The following is a 21312-nucleotide window of genomic DNA, read 5'->3' as shown; positions in this document are numbered from 1 at the left end:
TCTGCAAAGAAATCTGATAGCCGCAGCCTAGTCTGCGGCTTATTAATTAGAAGGTGAAAATATGATTCAGTCAGCATACATTCACATCCCTTTTTGTCATCATATTTGTCATTATTGTGACTTTAATAAAGTGTTTTTTAAACAACAGCCTGTAGACGAATATATTGAAATGCTTATAAATGAGATGCACCATGCGACAGCTCAAAGAAAGCAGAATATGTTGAAAACAATATTTATCGGTGGAGGAACACCTACTGCTTTAACAGCTAAACAACTTGATCGGCTATTAGAAGGAATTACAAAAGAGCTTCTTCCAACAAAAGAGCTGATTGAATTTGCAGTAGAAGCAAATCCTGGAGAGCTTACGAGCGAAAAGCTGCATGTATTAAAAAACGCTGGAGTAAATCGCTTGAGTATAGGTGTGCAGAGTTTTAATGATGAGCTTTTAAATAAAATCGGTCGAGTCCACAGAAGAGATGATGTATTCCGAACCATTAAGCAAGCAGAGGAAGTTGGGTTCGAAAATATGAGTATTGATTTAATGTATGGACTTCCAGGACAAACTGTTGAGGATTTTAAAGCATCCTTAGAAATTGGCTTTAGCCTAAATGTAAAACACTTTTCTGCTTATTCATTGATTATTGAACCAAAAACAGTTTTCTATAATCTTATGCAAAAAGGAAGGTTATCATTGCCTCCTCAAGAGCTGGAAGCACAGATGTATGAGATAGCGATGGAGGAGATGGAAAATCATGGATTTGCACAATATGAAATAAGTAATTATGCGATCCCTGGTTTTGAAAGCTTTCATAATCTAACCTATTGGAATAACGTAGATTATTATGGATTTGGTGCAGGTGCTCATGGATATGTTGATGGAGTGAGAACATCGAATATAGGGCCTGTTAAAAAATATATAGACAGTATTAAGGAAAAGGGTAATGCTTATAATAGTGAGCATGTAGTGAGTTTGAATGAGAAGATGGAAGAAGAAATGTTTTTAGGTTTACGAAAAACTGCAGGTGTTAATAAAGAAGCATTCTACAATAAATTTTCCATCGAACTAGATCGTCAATTTGGTGAGAAAATTAAAAAGCAAGTTGAACTTGGGTTAGTGAAAGATGATGGTGTTAGCATCAAATTAACACATAAAGGTAAGCTTTTGGGTAATGAAGTTTTTCAGGAGTTTCTTCTAACATAAAGGCTATGTTAAAGCTTAATGTTGATTTTCAGCACTTTGTTGATTGGAGTGCAAGGCATGAGACTCCTGCTTAGAGAAGCGTGTCAAAGGGAGACCCCACAGGCGCGCAGCTTACGAGGAGGCTCCCGGACCTAGGAAGAATGGTCCTTTGAAAAAGCCGGTAGTTGGGATTTTTCATTATTCTTCCCTAGGAAAAAACGAACTGCATTTTTTCCCGGGAAAGCGAATGCCTGTAACGGAAATCAACAACAAAGTTTAACAGAACCAACATAAAAGATAAGAAGATTATAAACGAATCTAAAAACAGTGTTTATCCGAAAAAATATTAAGAGATTATAATTGACATTTTAATTCGGTTTTGATAACTTTTTATATATATTTAGCACTCGCTTGTATAGAGTGCTAACAGAGGTGATGAATAGTTGCTTACAGATCGCCAATTATTGATACTTCAAGTAATTATTGATGATTTTATCCATTCAGCACAGCCAGTCGGTTCTCGAACATTAGCAAAAAAAGACGAAATTACGTTTAGTTCTGCTACAATTAGAAATGATATGGCTGATTTAGAGGATTTAGGATTTATTGAAAAAACTCATAGCTCTTCAGGTCGTGTTCCGTCAGAAAAGGGCTATAGATATTATGTTGACCATCTGCTGGCACCACAACGTTTGACAAAAACAGAGGTTTCTCAAATTAAGTCGATTTACGCTGAGAAAATTTTTGAATTGGAAAAGGTTGTACAGAAATCGGCGCAGATTTTGTCAGATTTGACCAACTATACATCAATTGTTTTAGGTCCTAAGGTGAATGAGAATCGCTTGAAACGTATTCAAATTGTACCTATTAATTATGAAACAGCAGTAGCTATCATTGTTACCAATACAGGACATGTTGAAAATCGGACAATTACTTTCCCAGGTGCGCTTGATCCAAGTGAAATTGAGAAAATGGTTAACATTTTAAATGAAAGATTATCAGGAGTTCCATTGGTTGATTTACAGGATAAAATCTATAAAGAGGTTGTAACTGTATTAAAAGATCATATTGATAACTATGATATTCTCCTTAAAATGATGGCTGGCTCATTAACGATGGATGCTAGTGAAAAGATTTATTTTGGTGGCAAAACAAATATGCTTAGCCAACCAGAGTTTGCTGATATTGGTCGAATTCGATCATTATTAACGATGATTGAGCATGAAGATCAGCTTTATGGATTATTAAAATCTAATCATCCGGGAATTTCTATTAAAATTGGTAAAGAAAATGATAATATGGCAATGGAGAATTGTAGCTTAATTACAGCGACATATTCATTAGGAACACAAAAGTTAGGTACAATTGCTGTTCTGGGGCCAACAAGAATGGAGTATTCACGAGTAGTAAGTTTATTAACGCGAATGACAAATGATTTGTCCAAAACGTTAACAGATTTGTATCATGAATCATAAGCTTGGCTATATTGTAGTGGATGGGATAGAGATATTCCATCCGATTGCCATGCTTAAATGATAGATTAACCATAATGATAAATACTACTTACTTTAAGGGAGGTGAATATCGTGTCAAATGAAAAAAACGTTGCAGAACAAGAGGAAACAGTAGAAAATGTCAATACTGAAGCAGAAGTTGAAATACTTGATGCAGATGATGTTGTTGTTGAAGAGACGTCAGAAGAAGTTGATGAATCAACAGCTAAAATTGCAGAGCTTCAAGCAAAGCTGGACGAAACTGAAAATAAAATGCTTCGTGCTCAAGCGGACTTCGACAATTTTAAAAGACGTAGTCGCTTAGATCAAGAAGCTGCTAAAAAATACCGCGCACAAAGCTTAGTATCTGAAATCTTACCTGCTCTAGATAGTTTTGATAGAGCGTTACAAATAGAAGCAGCCAATGAACAAACAAAATCGCTGCTACAAGGTATGAATATGGTTTATAATCAATTAGTTCAAGCTTTACAAAATGAAGGTGTTGAAACAATTAAATCAGTAGGAGAAGAGTTTGATCCACATCTACATCAAGCAGTCATGCAAGTAGAGGATGAAAATTTCGACTCAAATACTGTTGTTGAAGAGCTTCAAAAAGGATACAAATTAAAGGATCGAGTTATTCGACCTGCAATGGTGAAAGTCAATCAATAAAAAATAATCTTACATATTAGGAGGTTCTATATTATGAGTAAAATTATCGGTATCGACTTAGGTACAACAAACTCATGTGTCGCAGTATTAGAAGGCGGAGAACCAAAAGTGATCCCAAATCCAGAAGGTAATCGTACAACTCCTTCTGTTGTTGCTTTCAAAAACGGCGAACGTCAAGTTGGTGAGGTTGCAAAACGTCAATCTATTACTAACCCAAATACGATTATGTCAGTTAAACGCCATATGGGTACTGACTACAAAGTTGAAGTAGAGGATAAAAACTTTACTCCTCAAGAAATTTCAGCAATTATTCTTCAACATTTAAAATCTTATGCAGAAGAATATTTAGGAGAGCCTGTTACTAAAGCTGTTATTACAGTTCCAGCATATTTTAATGATGCTGAGCGTCAAGCAACTAAAGATGCAGGTAAGATCGCTGGCTTAGAAGTTGAACGTATTATTAACGAACCAACGGCAGCTGCTTTAGCATATGGTTTAGATAAAACAGATGAAGACCAAACAATCCTAGTTTATGATTTAGGTGGCGGTACGTTTGACGTATCAGTACTTGAACTTGGTGATGGTGTATTTGAAGTACGCTCAACAGCTGGTGATAATCGTCTTGGTGGAGATGACTTTGACCAAGTTATTATTGATTATTTAGTAGCTGAATTTAAAAAAGAAAACGGCATTGATCTTTCTAAAGATAAAATGGCGTTACAACGTTTAAAAGATTCAGCAGAAAAAGCGAAAAAAGATCTTTCAGGTGTAACTTCAACTCAAATTTCTTTACCATTCATTACAGCTGGAGAAGCAGGACCACTTCACTTAGAAGTTAGCCTTTCTCGTGCGAAATTTGATGAGCTTTCATCAGGTTTAGTAGAAAGAACAATGGGACCTGTTCGTCAAGCACTTAGTGATGCAGGTCTTTCAGCTAATGAAATTGATAAAGTAATCCTTGTTGGTGGATCAACACGTATCCCAGCTGTACAAGAAGCGATTAAAAAAGCACTTGGCAAAGAGCCTCATAAAGGTGTAAATCCTGATGAAGTTGTTGCACTTGGTGCATCAATTCAAGGTGGAGTTATTACTGGTGATGTAAAAGACGTTGTGTTACTTGACGTAACACCACTTTCACTAGGAATTGAAACAATGGGTGGAGTGTTTACAAAGCTTATTGAAAGAAATACAACAATTCCAACTAGTAAATCACAAACTTTCTCTACAGCAGCTGATAGCCAAACAGCAGTAGATATTCATGTATTACAAGGTGAGCGCCCAATGTCAGCAGATAACAAAACATTAGGTCGTTTCCAATTAACTGATATTCCTCCAGCACCACGTGGAGTACCTCAAATTGAAGTATCATTTGATATTGATAAAAATGGTATTGTTAATGTTCGTGCAAAAGATTTAGGCACAAACAAAGAGCAAGCTATTACAATCAAATCAAATACTGGTTTATCAGATGATGAAATCGAACGTATGGTTAAAGAAGCAGAAGAAAATGCTGATGCTGATAAACAACGTAAGGAAGAAGTTGAGCTTCGCAATGAAGCAGATCAATTAGTTTTCCAAACTGAGAAAACATTAAAAGATCTTGAAGGCAAAGTTGACGAAGAGCAAGTAACAAAAGCAAATGAAGCTAAAGACGCTTTAAAAGCTGCGATTGAAAAGAATGAATTAGAAGAAATCAAAGCGAAAAAAGACGAGCTTCAAACAATTGTTCAAGAACTTTCAATGAAGCTTTATGAAGAAGCAGCACAGCAAGCTCAGGCACAACAAGGTGGAGAAGCTGGGAAAAACAACGATGATGATGTTGTAGATGCTGAATTCGAAGAAGTTAAAGATGACGACAAAAAATAAGTCGCAGTAAGGTGAAAGTCAAAGTCAGGCTTGTCTTGACTTTGACTTTTTTTGATAAAGGAAAACTTGTTATTCGTTAAACATGGAGCACAACTATATGTTGCTTTTCCTTCCTTTAGAGTGATACAATTTACCTTATGTGAGAAAAATCGGGAGTGAGAATCTATGAGCAAGCGTGATTACTATGAAGTCCTCGGGTTAAGTAAGAACGCGGGTAAAGATGAGATAAAAAAAGCATATCGAAAGCTTTCTAAACAATATCATCCTGATATTAATAAAGAAGCAGATGCTGTGGACAAATTTAAAGAGATTACAGAAGCTTATGAAACATTAAGTGACGATCAAAAGAAATCTCATTATGATCAATTTGGACATACGGATCCTAACCAAGGCTTTGGTGGTGGAGCTGGATTCGGTGGCGAAGGCTTTGGCTTTGAAGATATTTTTAGCTCAATCTTTGGCGGTGGCACGAGAAGACGAGATCCAAATGCACCACGACAAGGTGCGGATTTACAATACACGATGACGTTAAATTTTGAAGAAGCGGTATTTGGAAAAGATACAACAATTGAAATTCCTCGTGAAGAAACTTGTGAAACATGTGATGGATCTGGGGCTCAAAAAGGAACGAAGCCAGAAACATGTACACACTGTGGTGGAAGCGGTCAATTAAGTGTTGAACAAAATAGTCCATTTGGACGTATTGTCAATCGCCGAGTATGTCACCACTGTGAAGGTACTGGTAAGATGATCAAACACAAATGTGGAACTTGCCGTGGAACTGGAAAAGTGAAAAAACGTAAAACAATTTCAGTTAAAATTCCAGCAGGTGTAGATGATGGTCAGCAATTACGAGTATCAGGACAAGGTGAACCTGGTGTTAATGGGGGGCCTCCTGGAGATCTTTACGTAGTATTCCATGTAAGAGAGCATGAGTTTTTTGAAAGAGATGGAGATGACATTTATTGTGAAATGCCATTAACATTTGCTCAAGCTGCACTTGGTGATGAAATAGAAGTACCAACACTACATGGTAAAGTAAAACTAAAAGTTCCTGCAGGTACACAAACAGGCAAGAAGTTCCGTTTAACAAACAAAGGTGTGCCAAATGTTAGAGGTTACGGTCAAGGTGATCAATACGTTATCTTACGTGTCTTAACGCCAACAAATCTAACAGAGAAACAAAAAGATTTATTAAGAGAATTTGCTGAAATCAATGGAACGACTCCTGATGAGCATGAAGAAAGCTTTTTTGATAAAGTAAAGCGTGCTTTTAAAGGAGAATAATTTTTCTTTATTAATGGACAAATGAAAGATAGAAGGATTGGAGTTGGTAGATATGAAGTGGTCAGAATTAAGTATTCACACAACACAAGAAGCAGTAGAACCCATTTCAAATATATTGCATGAGGCTGGAGCAAGTGGCGTTGTTATTGAAGATCTTGCCGATTTAATAAAAGAACGGAGCACTGCCTTAGGTGAAATCTACCAACTTGATCCAACTGATTATCCTGAAGAAGGTGTACTTGTTAAAGCTTATTTACCAGTGAATAGCTTTTTAGGAGAAACAGTTGATGGCATAAAAGCATCAATCAATAATCTGTTAGTTTTTGATATTGATTTAGGGAAAAATCATATTACGATCAGTGAAGTGAATGAAGAAGAATGGGCAACTGCATGGAAAAAATACTATCACCCTGTGAAAATTTCTGAAAAATTCACCATTGTGCCAACTTGGGAAATATATGAACCAGTTAGTTCTGATGAATTAATTATTGAGCTTGATCCAGGAATGGCATTTGGAACTGGAACACATCCTACAACAGTGCTGTGTATACAGGCGCTAGAGAGAACTGTTCAAAAAGATGATACAGTCATTGATGTTGGTACAGGATCAGGTGTATTAAGCATTGCCGCTGGGTTACTTGGTGCTAAACATATCGAAGCTTATGATTTAGATCAGGTTGCAGTTGATAGTGCCCGCTTAAATTGTAAATTAAATAAAGTACAACAAATTGTTTCAGTTTCACAAAATAATTTGTTAGATGGTGTTGAAGGTCCTGTAGATTTAATTGTGTCTAACATTCTTGCTGAAATTATTGTTCGCTTTATAGATCAAGCATATGATGCACTAAAAAAAGATGGAACATTTATAACATCAGGCATTATCCAAAATAAAAAACAAGAAGTGAAAGATGCACTTATAAATGCTGGATTTACGATAGAAGAAACAATGGTAATGGAAGACTGGGTAGCGTTTATTGCTAAAAAGAAATAAATAAGGGGTCTGACCCCCAGGAACTAAGGTGGCTGCGGTGCAAAGGTATTTTATTAATGAAGAAAAAGCAAATGTAGAATCGAATATTATGGTTACAGGTGATGATGTTCATCATATAACACGTGTTTTACGTATGCAGCCTGGAAGCAAAATTGTCTGTTGTACAAGTGATGGTTTTGAGGCTCTTTGTGAAATAGTTGAATTTACCAATGACCAGGTGAATTGTTCTGTATTAGAATGGATGACAGTGAATCGTGAATTACCTGTTTCTATAACCATTGCGAGCGGGTTGCCTAAAGGGGATAAGCTTGAATGGATTATTCAAAAAGGCACCGAGTTAGGTGCTTCTTCATTTATCCCTTTTAATGCTGCTCGTTCAATAGTAAAACTAGAGCCGAAAAAGGTTGGGAAAAAGGTTGAACGTTGGGAGAAAATTGCGAAAGAAGCTTCAGAGCAATCATATCGAAATCTTATTCCAACCGTTTCAGAACCTAGTTCGTTTGATTCATTATTAAAGAATTCAAATAGCTATGATGTGAAAATAGTTGCTTATGAAGAATCAGCAAAACAAGGTGAAAAGAAAAACTTAGTTCAGGCATTTGATCAATTAAATGACGGTGCTTCTTTGTTGGCAGTTTTTGGACCTGAAGGCGGATTAACCGAGCAAGAGGTAAAAAAGCTTGAAGAGCAGGGTTTTTATATATGTAGTTTTGGTCCAAGAATATTAAGAACTGAAACTGCTCCATTATATTTATTATCAGCGGTTTCTTATTATTTCGAATTATTGAGGTGAGGTATAATGCCTACAGTTGCATTTCATACATTAGGTTGTAAAGTAAATCATTATGAAACAGAAGCAATATGGCAGTTGTTTAAAGATGCAGGCTATGATCGTACTGAATATGAACGTGTTGCAGATGTGTACGTTATTAATACATGTACTGTTACAAATACCGGTGATAAAAAAAGCAGACAGGTTATTCGTCGTGCGATTCGTAAAAATCCTGATGGAGTTATTTGTGTAACAGGTTGTTATGCTCAAACCTCACCTGCGGAGATAATGGCGATTCCGGGTGTTGATATTGTTGTAGGTACACAAGACCGCACAAAAATGCTTGAGTATATCGAACAGTTTAAAGAAGAGCGTCAACCAATCAATGGTGTTAGAAATATTATGAAAACACGTGTATATGAAGAACTTGATGTGCCTTCATTTACAGATCGTACAAGAGCATCTTTAAAGATTCAAGAAGGTTGTAATAATTTCTGTACATTTTGTATTATTCCATGGGCACGTGGTTTAATGAGATCTCGTGATCCTAAAGAGGTTGTAGCACAAGCACAGCAGCTTGTGAATGCTGGTTATAAGGAAATCGTGTTAACAGGTATTCACACAGGTGGATATGGGGAAGACTTAAAGGATTATAATTTAGCGATGCTATTACGTGATCTTGATGAACAGGTAGAAGGTTTGAAGAGAATCCGAATTTCGTCAATTGAAGCGAGTCAAATTTCAGATGATGTTATCGATGTTCTGAAAAAATCAGATAAAGTAGTAAGACATCTACACATTCCAATTCAATCTGGTTCTGATACTGTATTGAAACGTATGCGTAGAAAATATACAATGGAATTCTTTGCAGAGAGATTAGATCGTCTAAAAGAAGCTTTACCTGGTTTAGCCATCACTTCAGATGTTATTGTAGGATTCCCTGGAGAAACAGAAGAAGAGTTTATGGAAACTTTTAATTTTATAAAAAAATATCAGTTTTCTGAGCTACATGTTTTTCCGTATTCAAAACGCACAGGAACACCTGCTGCGCGTATGGATGATCAAGTAGATGAAGAAGTGAAAAACAACCGAGTTCATCGCTTAATAGAGCTTTCCGATCAATTAGCAAAGCAATATGCATCACAATTTGAAGATGAAGTACTAGAGGTTATTCCTGAAGAGAAATTCAATAAGGAATCTAATAATGATCTATATGTTGGTTATACAGATAATTATTTAAAGGTAGTATTTCCTGCAAATGATGAGATGATAGGCAAAATTGTAAAAGTTAAAATAACAAGAGCAGGCTATCCATATAACGAGGGCCAATTTGTAAAAGTAATGAACGAACAATTGGAAATTAGCGGAGATATACGGTTAACATCTTAAATAATTGAAAATTGATGCCTGAAATGGTGATCAATAATATAAATAGAAAAAAGGGTTGGCATCTGCTAATCCTTTTTTCTATGGAGCTATGTTCAATAGTGAGGTAAATAGAATGATTTATTGGTAACCATTTATAAATGACTAAAAAAATAGTTATAAGTACAAATTAAATTTGTACTCGTTTTTATTTATGTAAAATGATAAGATGTAAGAGGTCGGACAACTATAGGTTAAGGAGATGTGATACATATGTCAAAGATAGCAAACATGATAGATCATACAGCTTTAAAAGCAGATACAACAAGAGATGTAATCGAAACACTATGTCAAGAAGCTAAGGAATATCAATTTGCTTCTGTTTGTGTTAATCCTACATGGGTTAGTTTAGCAGCTGAGCATTTAAAAGGAACAGATGTAAAAGTTTGTACAGTTATTGGGTTTCCGTTAGGTGCAAACACACCTGAAACAAAAGCCTTTGAAACAACAAATGCAATTGAAAATGGGGCAACTGAAGTTGATATGGTGATCAATATCGCTGCATTAAAGGATAAAAATGATGATTTAGTAAAGCGTGATATTGAAGCAGTTGTTAAAGCAGCTGGAAATAAAGCATTGTCAAAGGTCATTATTGAAACGAGTTTACTAAATGAAGAAGAAAAAATTAGAGCTTGTAAAATAGCAGTTCAAGCAGGTGCAAATTTTGTTAAAACATCAACAGGATTTTCGACTGGTGGAGCAACTGTTGAGGATATCGCTCTTATGAGAAAAACTGTAGGACCTGATATAGGTGTTAAAGCTTCTGGTGGAGTAAGAGACACTGAGGGTGCAGAAGCATTAATAAAAGCAGGAGCTACACGTATTGGTGCTAGTTCAGGTGTTGCAATTAGTAAGGGTGAAGTTTCAAATTCAGATTACTAAGTTTAATGCTATGTTATAAGCACAAACGTTTTTCTTCACTAAACATAGAATAAATGTATTATTTAGACAACTTAATAAAGTAATAAGTTTTTGCTATATCAGTTGACCTATATAATACCTTATATTATAATGGCAAAGTACATGTTTTGTTATAGCATGTTTTATTTAAAGATGTCGATTGGTTGTATTCGGAGGGAGGGAAAGAGAATGTCAAAAACGGTCGTTCGTAAAAACGAGTCGCTTGAAGATGCTCTTCGTCGTTTTAAACGTACTGTATCTAAAAGTGGTACAATACAAGAAGCTAGAAAGCGTGAATTCTATGAAAAGCCTAGCGTAAAGCGTAAGAAAAAGTCTGAAGCAGCTAGAAAGCGCAAATTCTAAAAGAGGGTGTACGTATGAGTCTTCTTGAACAATTGAATCAAGATATGAAACAAGCGATGAAAAACAAAGAAAAAGACAAACTAGCTGTCATTCGTATGGTTAAGGCTGCTTTACAAAATGAAGCAATAAAGTCTAGTCATGCTGAATTGTCTAATGAAGAAGAATTGACAGTGCTTTCTCGCGAACTTAAACAACGTAAAGACTCCCTCCTAGAATTTAAAAATGCTGATCGTTTGGACTTAGTTGAAAAAACACAAGCAGAGATCGATATATTAGTCGATTATATGCCTGAACAGCTTTCCGAAGAAGAAGTTTCTGAGATTGTTAAACAAACGATTTTAGATGTAAATGCAACTTCTAAGGCGGATATGGGGAAAGTTATGGGAGCACTCATGCCCAAAGTTAAAGGTAAAGCAGACGGAAGTCTTGTAAATAAGCTTGTGCTACAGCAGCTATCATAAATAATTAAGACATCTTGTATAAAATGCAAGATGTCTTTTTATTAGGCTCTTTTCTGAAAGATTGTTGCTATGTAACCAAAATATGCAGGAGAACCAGTGTGTTTTCGCATATAAGCCTACTATTTTATGAAGAAAAGATGCCACTAGACTTATTACAATGCTGATTTCTTTGGGTATTTATAAGTATAAGTTTGCAAAAACAGCCTTTTATTATGACTAAATAAGAATAAAACTTGTATTTAGTTTTTGTGTTGGTCTTAGCATTGAAGAAAATCTAATGCTTATTGTCTATCAAACGTTAGATTATCTCCCTAAGCCAACAAAGGCGCTTGATTTTTTCTTACATAGTGAGACTTGAATTTTAAAACAAAGTAAATACTAGGAAGGTTATTTGTTAGAGTTCTTAGCTTAGGCTATGATAGCTTAATGTTGAGTTATCGCACTTAGTTGAATGCCTTTAACGAAAATCATTAACAATGTTTATGCACCTTATTTTTAGAAGGTACGTTTTCTTGTAGAAAAGATTCTTCCGCTATATTCGATATGGTGCTGTATCCTTTAGAATTTTAAACCCTAATGTTTATGAGAATAGCTCTTGTAAATAAAATTAATAATAAAAGTATGAAACTAATTAGGTATCATATACGTATTAAGATTATGCAGATTAGGAAGGAGGTAAACGATGAGAAAGTATTTTTTCTTGCTCATGATTATTATGGGTCTGGTTTTAAGTGTTTTTACTGGTTTTAATAATGAATTAAAAGCTGATTCAAATCAAAAAGTGTATATTATTCCTTTAGAAGACACAGTTGAAAAGGGACTTTCGCAATATATTGAACGAAATATTACTGATGCTAAAGAACAGGGTGTTGACCATATAATCCTTGAGATTGATACACTAGGCGGTGCAGTAGATGGTGCAATGGAGATTGCGGATACCTTGAGATCAAGTGATATCCCAATAACAGCTTTTATAAACAGAAGAGCAATTTCTGCAGGAGCTTATATTGCATTAAATGCAGACCAAATCTATATGGTTCCAGGTAGTCAAATGGGATCTGCAGCTGTTATTACTGGTGATGGTAACGCCGCTGATGATAAAGCGCAATCATTATGGTTATCTGAAATGAGAGAATCAGCAGAACGAAATGGTCGTGATCCTAAATATGCATTAGCAATGGTTGATAAAGATGTTGATGTTCCTGAGTTTGGTGCTGGCAAAGGTGATTTATTAACTTTAGAAACGAAGCAAGCAGTACAGGTTGGATATGCTGAAGGAGTTGCAGAGGGCAGAAAGGATTTATTAAATCAGCTGAATTTATCCAATGCAACAATATTAGAGGCTGAGGAAAGTTTTGCTGAGAAAGTAGCAAGATTTATTACAAATCCAGTTGTTGTTCCAATTTTACTTTCAATTGGAAGTATAGGACTTGTTGTCGAGCTTTATTCACCTGGTTTTGGAATTCCAGGTTTTATGGGTTTAGCATCTTTATTACTATTTTTCTATGGACATTTAGTGGCAGGACTTGCGGGACTAGAGTCTCTACTCCTATTTATTTTAGGAATCATCTTAATAATAGCTGAATTATTTGTACCGGGTGGTATAATGGGGATATTGGGCTTTGCAAGCGTGATCGGAAGTCTTTACATCGCTTCAGGTAATTTCATACAAATGACGATCTCACTATTGATTGCTTTTGCTGTGTCCGTTCTTGTTTCTATCTTATTAGTAAAGGTGTTTGGAAAACGTATGAATATTTTTAAACGATTAATTTTGCGTGACTCAACAAATACTGAAAGTGGCTATGTTTCAAGTAAAACGAGAAACGAATTAATAAATGTCGAAGGTGTTGCATTGACCACACTGAGACCAGCAGGTACTGCAATAATAGGTGATGAACGCTTGGATGTTGTAACTGAAGGTAGTTATATTAATAAAGGACAAAAAGTAAAGGTAGTGAAGGTTGAAGGCTCACGTATTGTTGTGAGAGAATTATAGAGGTTAGTTCAACAATTAAAGAGGTTATTACTTCTTACATGTCAGGCTTATCATTTTTATTAGGAGGAAAACAATGGATGCTTCAGCAATTTTAGTATTAGGACTTGTTATATTAGGTTTAATCTTTTTAGGTGTTTTCTTTACATTTGTACCAATTGCTCTCTGGATCTCTGCACTAGCAGCAGGAGTAAAGGTAAGTATTTTCACATTAATTGGGATGAGATTACGAAGAGTTATCCCGAGTCGAGTAGTTAACCCATTAATCAAGGCTCATAAAGCTGGGTTAGATGTAACAACTAACCAACTGGAAAGTCACTATCTAGCAGGTGGTAATGTTGACCGAGTAGTTAATGCACTTATTGCTGCTGAGAGAGCAAATATTGAATTAACGTTTGAGCGCTGTGCTGCTATTGATTTAGCAGGCCGTGATGTATTAGAAGCTGTACAAATGAGTGTTAATCCTAAAGTAATTGAAACACCATTTATTGCCGGTGTTGCAATGGACGGGATCGAAGTAAAAGCAAAAGCTAGAATCACAGTTAGAGCAAACATTGAACGCCTAGTTGGTGGTGCGGGTGAAGATACAATCATCGCGCGTGTTGGTGAGGGTATTGTAAGTACTATTGGTTCATCTGATAATCATAAAAAGGTATTAGAAAATCCTGATTTAATTTCTCAAACTGTTTTAGGAAAAGGGCTGGATTCTGGTACAGCATTTGAAATTCTGTCGATAGATATTGCTGATGTTGATATCGGTAAAAACATTGGTGCTGAGCTACAAACAGAGCAAGCTGAAGCAGACAAGAAAATTGCTCAAGCGAAAGCGGAAGAAAGAAGAGCAATGGCTGTAGCACAAGAACAAGAAATGATTGCACGTGTTCAAGAAATGAAAGCGAAGGTTGTTGAAGCAGAAGCGAAAGTACCTCTTGCAATGGCTGAAGCGCTTCGTTCTGGAAACATTGGCGTAATGGATTATATGAACATAAAGAATATCTCAGCAGACACTGATATGAGAGATTCAATTGGTAAAACAAATCAAAATAGTAATGATCACGAGGAATATTAATCATTAAGCTATTAACAAGTAAGTGGGTTTGATGATATCCATCAAACTCATCTTTTCCTCATTATAAGGAGGGAGAAATAAATGGATATATCAGATATATTTGGAAATCCAATAGTATGGGCATTTCTTGCTTGGTTATTTTCGAGAATCTTTACCTCTGGAAAAGAGGATGCAAGTAAGAAGAAGCCTGAAAGTCCAACAGAACGTCCAACACATATTGAACCAAGACAAAATGATCATACACGCCCAAGTCCAAGGCGAAATCCAAGCCCAAGGCCAAACACAAGACCATCTACAAGATCAAATCCAAAGCCTGTTATGACAACTGTTGAAACAAGGAAAAGGGAACAAAAGCCTTCTCTTCAAACTGTTCAAGAGGCTTATGAGAAAATGAAAGTAGAATCATTTGATAAGGTCGAGCATGTTGAAATCATTAAGGAAGAACCAAAAAGGGTTCGTAGTGTTGTAAAAGAGACTACACCTAAAATAAAAGGTAATATAAAAAGGAACACACTTTTAATCGATCAACAAAAAGCAGTACAAGGTGTTATTTGGAGTGAAGTACTCGGACCATCAAGAGCAAAAAATCCTCATTACACAAGAAATAGAAGACATTTTTAACTTCTCAAATAATGATGTTATAAGACTCACTTTTCTCTCATACATATGAGATGAAAGGGGGTCTTTTTTTATGGCAAAAAAATGGCGCCAGCAACTAACAAGATGGATTACCAACACAATCGAACTACCGCCCGATGTCATGATGGATCTTCCTAGAATAACGATGGTTGGACAGATTCATATTTACATAGAAAATCATCGAGGACTTCTTACGTTTACTGATACGGAACTACGTCTTCTGTTAAAACAAGGTCAACTTTTAATTAAAGGTGAAGCCTTTGTCATAAAGACGATTCTACCGGAAGAAATTCTACTAGAAGGAAAGATAGATCAAGTTCTCTATCTGGATGCTACGTAAGGTGCTCCATAAATTTTCTAGGCTCTTTTCTCAAAAATTGTTGTTTTAACGAATGAATTCGAAATGAATTTACCAAAGGAATCAAATGTTATATAAAGCATAATCAGGTAAAGCGCTTAAAGCAAAAGGCTAAAACGTAAAAAAGCAATGAATTATAAATAAACAATTTTTTGCGAAAGTAGCCTTTCATCAGGTAGGAATAAAATTGTCTGCTGTAAATTTCACAGCAGACACACATTCCATTACTATCATTCGTTTTTTAATAGGGGGATGAATTATGAAAAATCAATGGACGAGTTACTTATTTGGCATATTAAAAGTAAGTATCGAGGGAAGAGGTACTGAAAGGTTTCTAAATGATTGCATACGATCTAATATAGCTGTGTGGAATGTACATAGAAGCGGAGTAGATGGTTTAAGTTTTTTCATTCGACTTCAAGATGTACATGCCTTAAGAGACGTAGTAAGACGTAATGAGTGTAAGTGTAGATTTGAGAAAAGATTAGGACTTCCTTTTTTAATGAAGCGTTCTTGGCGCAATAACGGATTTGTTATGGGTTTTCTCGCCTTCTTTGTATTAATTTTTATTTTATCAAATATGATTTGGGGAATTGAAGTGGATGGTGCTTCGCCTGAGACTGAGCATTTAATTAAGAAGGAGCTTTCTAGAATTGGGGTTACATCAGGAAAGTTTCAATTTTTTGTAGAAAATCCAGATGATATTCAGAAAACCTTAACAGATAATATTCAGCAAATCACTTGGGTTGGTGTAGAACTAACAGGTACAACATATCATTTGAAGGTTGTAGAAAAAAATCAACCGGAAGAAGAAAAACTTGTTAGTCCACGACATATTGTTGCGAAAAAAGAAGCAGTGATTAAAAAAATGTTTGTTGAACAAGGTCAACCAGTGACAACCTTAAATGAACATGTTGATAAAGGGCAAATCTTAGTTTCAGGTCTAATTGGGAAAGAAGATGATCAAAAGGAAGTTGCCGCTAAAGCGGAGATATTCGGTGAAACCTGGTATAAATCAACAATAACAATCCCAATAAACACGACTTTTCAAGTGTTAACTGGGAATACTAAAGATAAGTTTTACCTTAAATTCGGTTCATTTCAACTCCCGATTTGGGGATTTGGTGAATCAGGATTTACTTCCTACGAGCTAGAAGATGATATATACGATCTGAAGTTTCTAGGATTTTCTTTACCATTAGGTTTTCTTAAAGAAACTTATCTTGAAAAAGAAGAGGTCGAAAGAAAATATACACTTAAGCAAGCAAAAGAAGCAGCTCTTGACCAAGGTCGTAAAGACATTGAGGATAATTTGGTGGAAGATGAAAAGGTGATTGGAGAAAAAGTTTTGCACGAGACGAAGGAGAATGGTAAAGTTAAATTAACCGTTCTTTACCAAGTGTTGGAGAACATTGTAAAAACTACACCAATTGTTCAGGGAGACTAAAGAATGCCAGAAGAATTAGTGACAATGAATCAAACAGTAGATAATCCAAATGAAGCTATTGCATTGTTTGGGAATAATGATGTACATCTTAAAAGAATTGAAGAAGAATTAAGCGTATCAATTGTAACAAGAGGTGAAGGAGTATTCGTTTCAGGTGATTCAGAAAATGTGAAACTTGTTGACGATCTTCTAAAATCACTACTTGTTATCATCCGAAAAGGAATTAACATAAGTGAACGAGATGTGATTTATGCAATTAGTATGGCAAAAGAACAAAGCTTAGATCAGCTCGAACAGTTATACGTCAAAGAAATAGCTAAAACTGCTAAGGGTAAATCGATACGAGTTAAAACACTGGGACAGCGCCATTATGTTTCTGCTATTCAAAGCAAGGATCTAGTGTTTGGTATTGGACCTGCTGGAACAGGAAAAACGTACTTAGCTGTAGTGATGGCAATTAATGCAATGAAGCTTGGATCAATTAAACGAATAATCTTAACACGCCCTGCTGTTGAAGCTGGGGAAAGTCTTGGATTTTTACCAGGAGATCTTAAGGAAAAAGTTGATCCTTATTTAAGACCTTTATATGATGCTCTACACGATGTGTTAGGTATGGAGCATACACAAAGGCTTATTGAAAGAGGAACAATTGAAATTGCACCATTGGCTTATATGAGAGGAAGAACATTAGACGATGCTTTTGTTATTTTGGACGAGGCTCAAAATACAACACCAGCACAAATGAAAATGTTTCTTACACGTCTAGGATTTGGTTCAAAGATGGTTATAACCGGTGATATTACCCAAGTTGATTTACCAAAGGGAGTTAAATCAGGTTTATCAGTAGCAAAAAGCATTCTTAATGATGTAAATGGAATATCCTTCATCACGCTAGAACAATCAGACGTTGTAAGACATCCACTTGTAGCCAAAATTATCTCGGCTTATGAAAATACTAATGAAGGATCGTGACCCGGAGACCCGAATTCGGGTCACTTTTCTTTTCTTAGAGTTTACGACTAAAAACGATACATAGAGAAATTAGAAGAATAACATAGCTTATCTTATTTTTATGATAATGATGTAATAAAAGAGGATTGATACAAAGTAATAGCTTTTACCTATTATTAATAGGTGGAAAGCTCATTTTTTTCTACTTTTTTTGTCATATTTTGTCTTAAAGGTTGAACATTTTTCGATAAAAGGAAATAATGAAAGATAGTATGTATGTAGATACTGTTTATCATTATATGAAGATGTTTAGGGTGGTGTGCTTACTATGAAGAAGAATCCAAAGAAGGAAAAGCAAAAAACGAGTAAACTTTGGAAACTTAATGACCATAAGTTTCTTCATATTTTTTTATATGGTATTTTAGCTATTATCCTGTTTGTTGCTCTTTACAGCAATGTTAAGCCTGAGACCTTGGATATTGAGCTTTTTACAGTATCAGAACAAACAATTTATGCGCCAACTACTGTTGAGGATAAAATAGAAACGGAGAGAAAGCAGCAAGAAGCATATGATGCAGTTGAAGATCAATATGTGTTAAAAAAAGAGATCACAGATAAGCAGGTAGATCTTATATCTTCTATTTTCGATACTATTATCGAGGTGAAGAATGAGGTAGACACTAAACCAGCAGTAGATGAAGAAGAATCAACGTTAACACCAGAGGAACAAGTTAAGAAATTACAAGGAAAGCTTACATCTTCCATAAATGATAAAATACCTGGTGAAACATTTTTGCCACTTATAAAAGCTAGTGATGCTGATTTAAATATGGCAAAAGACGCAGTTGTAACCGCTGTTAATAATATTATGAGTAAAGAAATTCCAATTGTTCAATTATCTGAAGCTAAAAAGCAAGTAGATGAAGAATTGCAATATACTCCTCTCCGCTCAGAGGTATTACAATCAGCAACTGTTTTAGGTAAATTTGCAATTACTCCTAATTATGTATTTGATTTAAAAGCTACGGAAGAAAAAAGGCAGCAATCAGTTGATGCAGTCAAAGTAGCACAAATTAAACAAGGACAAATTTTGGTTGAAGAAGATGAATTAATTAATAGAGAAATTCACCGAAAGCTTGGGTTAGTCGGTTTACTTGATGATCAGCAATCATACAAACCATTTTTAGGCTTAGCATTACTCATTTTGTTAATTTTGGCTGGTGTTATTTATTATTTTGAGAAAAAAGATAGTCCGATATCAAAGAGAAATAATTCACTTCTTTTATACTGTTTGATATTTGCTATTACAATTTTATTAATGAAAATTGTAAGTTTATTTCAGAAAATTGATTACACACATATCGGTTATATAGTTCCTGTGGCCATGGGAGTTATGTTGATTAAGTTATTAATAAATGAGCGATTAGCCATTTTAACAAGTATGATTTTTGCTGTGTGTGGAAGTGTAATTTTTAACGAGGGAATAACAGGTAGTTTTAATTTTTCAATAGGTGTATACTACTTATTCGGATGTCTCGCGGGTGTGTTATTTTTAGGTGAGCATAATCTTCGTTCGAAAATATTACAAGCTGGATTGTTTGTAGGCGGAATAAATGTTATTGTTCTAACAGCTATTATGCTGATAAGGAACGGATCATATTCAAATGTTGAAATTAGTTCCTATTTTGTAATGGCATGTGTTTCTGGTCTTGTGTCATCAGTTCTAACAATTGGATTTATGCCGTTTTTTGAAACTGGCTTTGGAATTTTATCTACTATGAAGTTAATTGAACTTTCGAATCCAAATCATCCATTACTGCGTAAAATTTTAACTGAGACACCTGGTACATATCATCATAGTGTAATGGTAGCAAATTTATCAGAATCAGCATGTGAAGCAATCGGAGCAAATGGGTTACTTGCAAGAGTAGCTGCTTATTATCATGATATCGGGAAAACAAAACGCCCACAGTATTTTATTGAAAATCAAATGAATATTGAAAATCCACATAATAAGCTTTCAGCACAATTAAGTAAAAATATTATTATTTCGCATGTTACTGATGGTGTTGAGATGCTCAGAAAACATAAAATGCCAAAGGAATTTGTTGATATTGCTGAACAACATCATGGCACTACATTATTAAAATATTTCTACCATCAAGCAAAAGAATCAAACGATTCAATTTATGAAGATGAATTTCGTTATCCAGGACCTAAGCCACAAACAAAGGAAATTGCTATTATATCAATTGCTGATAGTGTAGAGGCGGCTGTTCGTTCAATGTCAAATCCAACACCAGAAAAAATAGAAAAGCTTGTTAAATCAATCATCGCAGATAGATTACAAGATAATCAATTAGATGAGTGTGATTTAACATTAAAAGAATTAGATATTATTGCAAAGTCATTTTGTGAATCACTTAAAGGTATATTTCATTCTAGAATTGAGTATCCAGAATTATCAAAAAAACAGAAGGTGAAATAGAGATGAGACTAATCATCGATAGTATAGATGAAACAAGTGAATTAACAGAAGAACAGGTTAAAACAGTTGAGGATCTTCTGCAGTTTGCAGCAGAAACTGAAAATGTAAAACATGATGCAGAGGTATCAGTCACATTCGTTACAAATGAACGTATACAAGAAGTAAACCGTGAATTTCGGGATAAAGATCAACCGACTGACGTTATCTCCTTTGCCTTAGAAGAAATGGGTGAGGGAGAGCTAGAAATCATCGGGTTAGATCAACCTCCAATGTTAGGAGACATCATCATTTCTATCCAACGCGCAAAAGAGCAAGCAGAAGAGTATGGTCATTCGTTTATAAGAGAGCTGGGTTTTCTAGCTTGCCATGGTTTTCTCCACTTATTAGGTTATGATCATATGAATGAACAAGATGAAAAAGAGATGTTTACTAAACAAAAGGATATCTTAAATAGTTATGGACTTAAAAGATCCCAAGACCTCTGAATGGAAGCGTTTCTATAAAAGTTTTAAATTTGCTTGGAACGGAATTTTCCAGACTTTTAAATCTGAGCGGAATTTTCAGATACATGTTTACATTTCAAGCCTGATGATCATTCTTGGTTTTTATCTGAAATTTACCATGTTTGATTGGGTAGTCATTTTGTTTTTAATAGGTGGAATGCTTGCTTTAGAGTTAATGAACACGGCAATTGAGCATGTTGTAGATTTAATTACTGAGGATTATAACCCGATTGCCAAAGCAGCAAAAGATGCTGCAGCAGGAGCTGTTTTGGTATATGCGATTTTATCGGTTATAATTGGAGTAATTCTTTTATTAAGACATATATGAAACAAAAAAGGCACTATTTAGTGTATTGTGGACAAATTCAGAAGATTCTTACAATTGGATGACAATTTCCAAAATCACGTGAAAATAATGATGATATTAGGTAAACTATAAGAAGAATCATCA

At 35.1% G+C, this 21312-nt stretch carries 20 protein-coding genes; all 20 read left to right on the top strand.

Translation table 11 applies throughout. The features are described from left to right. Positions 1-64 precede the first annotated feature (64 nt). Positions 65-1201, top strand: a complete 1137-nt coding sequence (hemW, locus tag FS935_RS13150; RefSeq protein WP_240050919.1) for a radical SAM family heme chaperone HemW — start codon at positions 65-67, stop codon at positions 1199-1201. Positions 1202-1623: 422 nt separating this feature from the next. Next, a complete protein-coding gene (hrcA, locus tag FS935_RS13145; protein ID WP_146949074.1) occupies positions 1624-2655 on the top strand; it encodes a heat-inducible transcriptional repressor HrcA in 1032 nt (343 codons plus the stop codon). A gap of 111 nt (positions 2656-2766) precedes the next feature. Then, positions 2767-3345: a nucleotide exchange factor GrpE gene (grpE, locus tag FS935_RS13140; protein ID WP_146949073.1), complete on the top strand. Its 579-nt coding sequence runs from the start codon at positions 2767-2769 to the stop codon at positions 3343-3345. 33 nt (positions 3346-3378) lie between these two features. Next, positions 3379-5211, top strand: coding sequence for a molecular chaperone DnaK (gene dnaK / locus FS935_RS13135; protein ID WP_146949072.1), 1833 nt, complete (start codon positions 3379-3381; stop codon positions 5209-5211). Positions 5212-5376: 165 nt separating this feature from the next. Beyond that, complete coding sequence (gene dnaJ, locus FS935_RS13130; RefSeq protein ID WP_146949071.1) at positions 5377-6498, top strand: molecular chaperone DnaJ; 1122 nt, start codon at positions 5377-5379, stop codon at positions 6496-6498. Between the two features lie 52 nt (positions 6499-6550). Continuing rightward, complete coding sequence (prmA, locus tag FS935_RS13125) at positions 6551-7489, top strand: 50S ribosomal protein L11 methyltransferase (protein WP_146949070.1); 939 nt, start codon at positions 6551-6553, stop codon at positions 7487-7489. 37 nt (positions 7490-7526) lie between these two features. Further along, complete coding sequence (locus FS935_RS13120; protein WP_146949069.1) at positions 7527-8282, top strand: 16S rRNA (uracil(1498)-N(3))-methyltransferase; 756 nt, start codon at positions 7527-7529, stop codon at positions 8280-8282. A 6-nt stretch (positions 8283-8288) separates the two neighbouring features. Next, positions 8289-9650, top strand: a complete 1362-nt coding sequence (mtaB, locus tag FS935_RS13115) for a tRNA (N(6)-L-threonylcarbamoyladenosine(37)-C(2))-methylthiotransferase MtaB (protein WP_146949068.1) — start codon at positions 8289-8291, stop codon at positions 9648-9650. A 249-nt stretch (positions 9651-9899) separates the two neighbouring features. Further along, entirely contained in the window at positions 9900-10568 is a 669-nt protein-coding gene (gene deoC / locus FS935_RS13110) for a deoxyribose-phosphate aldolase (protein WP_146949067.1), read from the top strand. A 207-nt stretch (positions 10569-10775) separates the two neighbouring features. Next, positions 10776-10949 carry a 30S ribosomal protein S21 gene (gene rpsU / locus FS935_RS13105; protein WP_015595024.1) on the top strand — a complete coding sequence of 58 codons (174 nt, stop codon included), beginning with the start codon at positions 10776-10778 and terminating at the stop codon, positions 10947-10949. A 14-nt stretch (positions 10950-10963) separates the two neighbouring features. Then, on the top strand, positions 10964-11410 hold the full coding sequence (locus FS935_RS13100; protein WP_146949066.1) for a GatB/YqeY domain-containing protein: 447 nt from the start codon (positions 10964-10966) through the stop codon (positions 11408-11410). 682 nt (positions 11411-12092) lie between these two features. Further along, positions 12093-13409, top strand: a complete 1317-nt coding sequence (locus FS935_RS13095; RefSeq protein WP_146949065.1) for an NfeD family protein — start codon at positions 12093-12095, stop codon at positions 13407-13409. Between the two features lie 73 nt (positions 13410-13482). Beyond that, entirely contained in the window at positions 13483-14475 is a 993-nt protein-coding gene (gene floA, locus FS935_RS13090) for a flotillin-like protein FloA (protein WP_146949064.1), read from the top strand. 81 nt (positions 14476-14556) lie between these two features. After that, positions 14557-15096 carry a YqfB family membrane protein gene (locus tag FS935_RS13085; RefSeq protein ID WP_146949063.1) on the top strand — a complete coding sequence of 180 codons (540 nt, stop codon included), beginning with the start codon at positions 14557-14559 and terminating at the stop codon, positions 15094-15096. A gap of 70 nt (positions 15097-15166) precedes the next feature. Next, the gene (yqfC, locus tag FS935_RS13080; protein WP_146949062.1) at positions 15167-15454 is read left to right on the top strand and encodes a sporulation protein YqfC; all 288 of its coding nucleotides are present in this window, start codon (positions 15167-15169) and stop codon (positions 15452-15454) included. A 277-nt stretch (positions 15455-15731) separates the two neighbouring features. Next, positions 15732-16919, top strand: coding sequence for a sporulation protein YqfD (gene yqfD, locus FS935_RS13075; RefSeq protein ID WP_146949061.1), 1188 nt, complete (start codon positions 15732-15734; stop codon positions 16917-16919). A gap of 3 nt (positions 16920-16922) precedes the next feature. Continuing rightward, positions 16923-17891 carry a PhoH family protein gene (locus FS935_RS13070; protein ID WP_146949060.1) on the top strand — a complete coding sequence of 323 codons (969 nt, stop codon included), beginning with the start codon at positions 16923-16925 and terminating at the stop codon, positions 17889-17891. 307 nt (positions 17892-18198) lie between these two features. Next, positions 18199-20358 carry an HD family phosphohydrolase gene (locus tag FS935_RS13065; protein ID WP_146949059.1) on the top strand — a complete coding sequence of 720 codons (2160 nt, stop codon included), beginning with the start codon at positions 18199-18201 and terminating at the stop codon, positions 20356-20358. A 2-nt stretch (positions 20359-20360) separates the two neighbouring features. Beyond that, positions 20361-20843, top strand: coding sequence for an rRNA maturation RNase YbeY (ybeY, locus tag FS935_RS13060; RefSeq protein WP_146949058.1), 483 nt, complete (start codon positions 20361-20363; stop codon positions 20841-20843). Further along, complete coding sequence (locus FS935_RS13055; RefSeq protein ID WP_146949057.1) at positions 20815-21189, top strand: diacylglycerol kinase family protein; 375 nt, start codon at positions 20815-20817, stop codon at positions 21187-21189. Before ybeY ends, FS935_RS13055 begins: the two co-directional genes overlap by 29 nt. Positions 21190-21312 lie beyond the last annotated feature (123 nt).

The sequence above is a fragment of the Metabacillus litoralis genome (assembly GCF_007994985.1).
Classification (GTDB): domain Bacteria; phylum Bacillota; class Bacilli; order Bacillales; family Bacillaceae; genus Metabacillus; species Metabacillus litoralis.
Note: the sequence above shows the minus strand (reverse complement) of the source record. Positions and strands in the feature narration are given on the sequence as shown.

Bases quoted from the DNA above. Each gene is read 5' to 3' on its own strand.
- dnaK (WP_146949072.1), top strand. From the start codon at position 3,379: ATGAGTAAAATTATCGGTATCGACTTAGGTACAACAAACTCATGTGTC.
- dnaJ (WP_146949071.1), top strand. From the start codon at position 5,377: ATGAGCAAGCGTGATTACTATGAAGTCCTCGGGTTAAGTAAGAACGCG.
- prmA (WP_146949070.1), top strand. From the start codon at position 6,551: ATGAAGTGGTCAGAATTAAGTATTCACACAACACAAGAAGCAGTAGAA.
- mtaB (WP_146949068.1), top strand. From the start codon at position 8,289: ATGCCTACAGTTGCATTTCATACATTAGGTTGTAAAGTAAATCATTAT.
- deoC (WP_146949067.1), top strand. From the start codon at position 9,900: ATGTCAAAGATAGCAAACATGATAGATCATACAGCTTTAAAAGCAGAT.
- rpsU (WP_015595024.1), top strand. From the start codon at position 10,776: ATGTCAAAAACGGTCGTTCGTAAAAACGAGTCGCTTGAAGATGCTCTT.
- FS935_RS13100 (WP_146949066.1), top strand. From the start codon at position 10,964: ATGAGTCTTCTTGAACAATTGAATCAAGATATGAAACAAGCGATGAAA.
- FS935_RS13095 (WP_146949065.1), top strand. From the start codon at position 12,093: ATGAGAAAGTATTTTTTCTTGCTCATGATTATTATGGGTCTGGTTTTA.
- floA (WP_146949064.1), top strand. From the start codon at position 13,483: ATGGATGCTTCAGCAATTTTAGTATTAGGACTTGTTATATTAGGTTTA.
- FS935_RS13085 (WP_146949063.1), top strand. From the start codon at position 14,557: ATGGATATATCAGATATATTTGGAAATCCAATAGTATGGGCATTTCTT.
- yqfC (WP_146949062.1), top strand. From the start codon at position 15,167: ATGGCAAAAAAATGGCGCCAGCAACTAACAAGATGGATTACCAACACA.
- yqfD (WP_146949061.1), top strand. From the start codon at position 15,732: ATGAAAAATCAATGGACGAGTTACTTATTTGGCATATTAAAAGTAAGT.
- FS935_RS13070 (WP_146949060.1), top strand. From the start codon at position 16,923: ATGCCAGAAGAATTAGTGACAATGAATCAAACAGTAGATAATCCAAAT.
- FS935_RS13065 (WP_146949059.1), top strand. From the start codon at position 18,199: ATGAAGAAGAATCCAAAGAAGGAAAAGCAAAAAACGAGTAAACTTTGG.
- ybeY (WP_146949058.1), top strand. From the start codon at position 20,361: ATGAGACTAATCATCGATAGTATAGATGAAACAAGTGAATTAACAGAA.
- FS935_RS13055 (WP_146949057.1), top strand. From the start codon at position 20,815: ATGGACTTAAAAGATCCCAAGACCTCTGAATGGAAGCGTTTCTATAAA.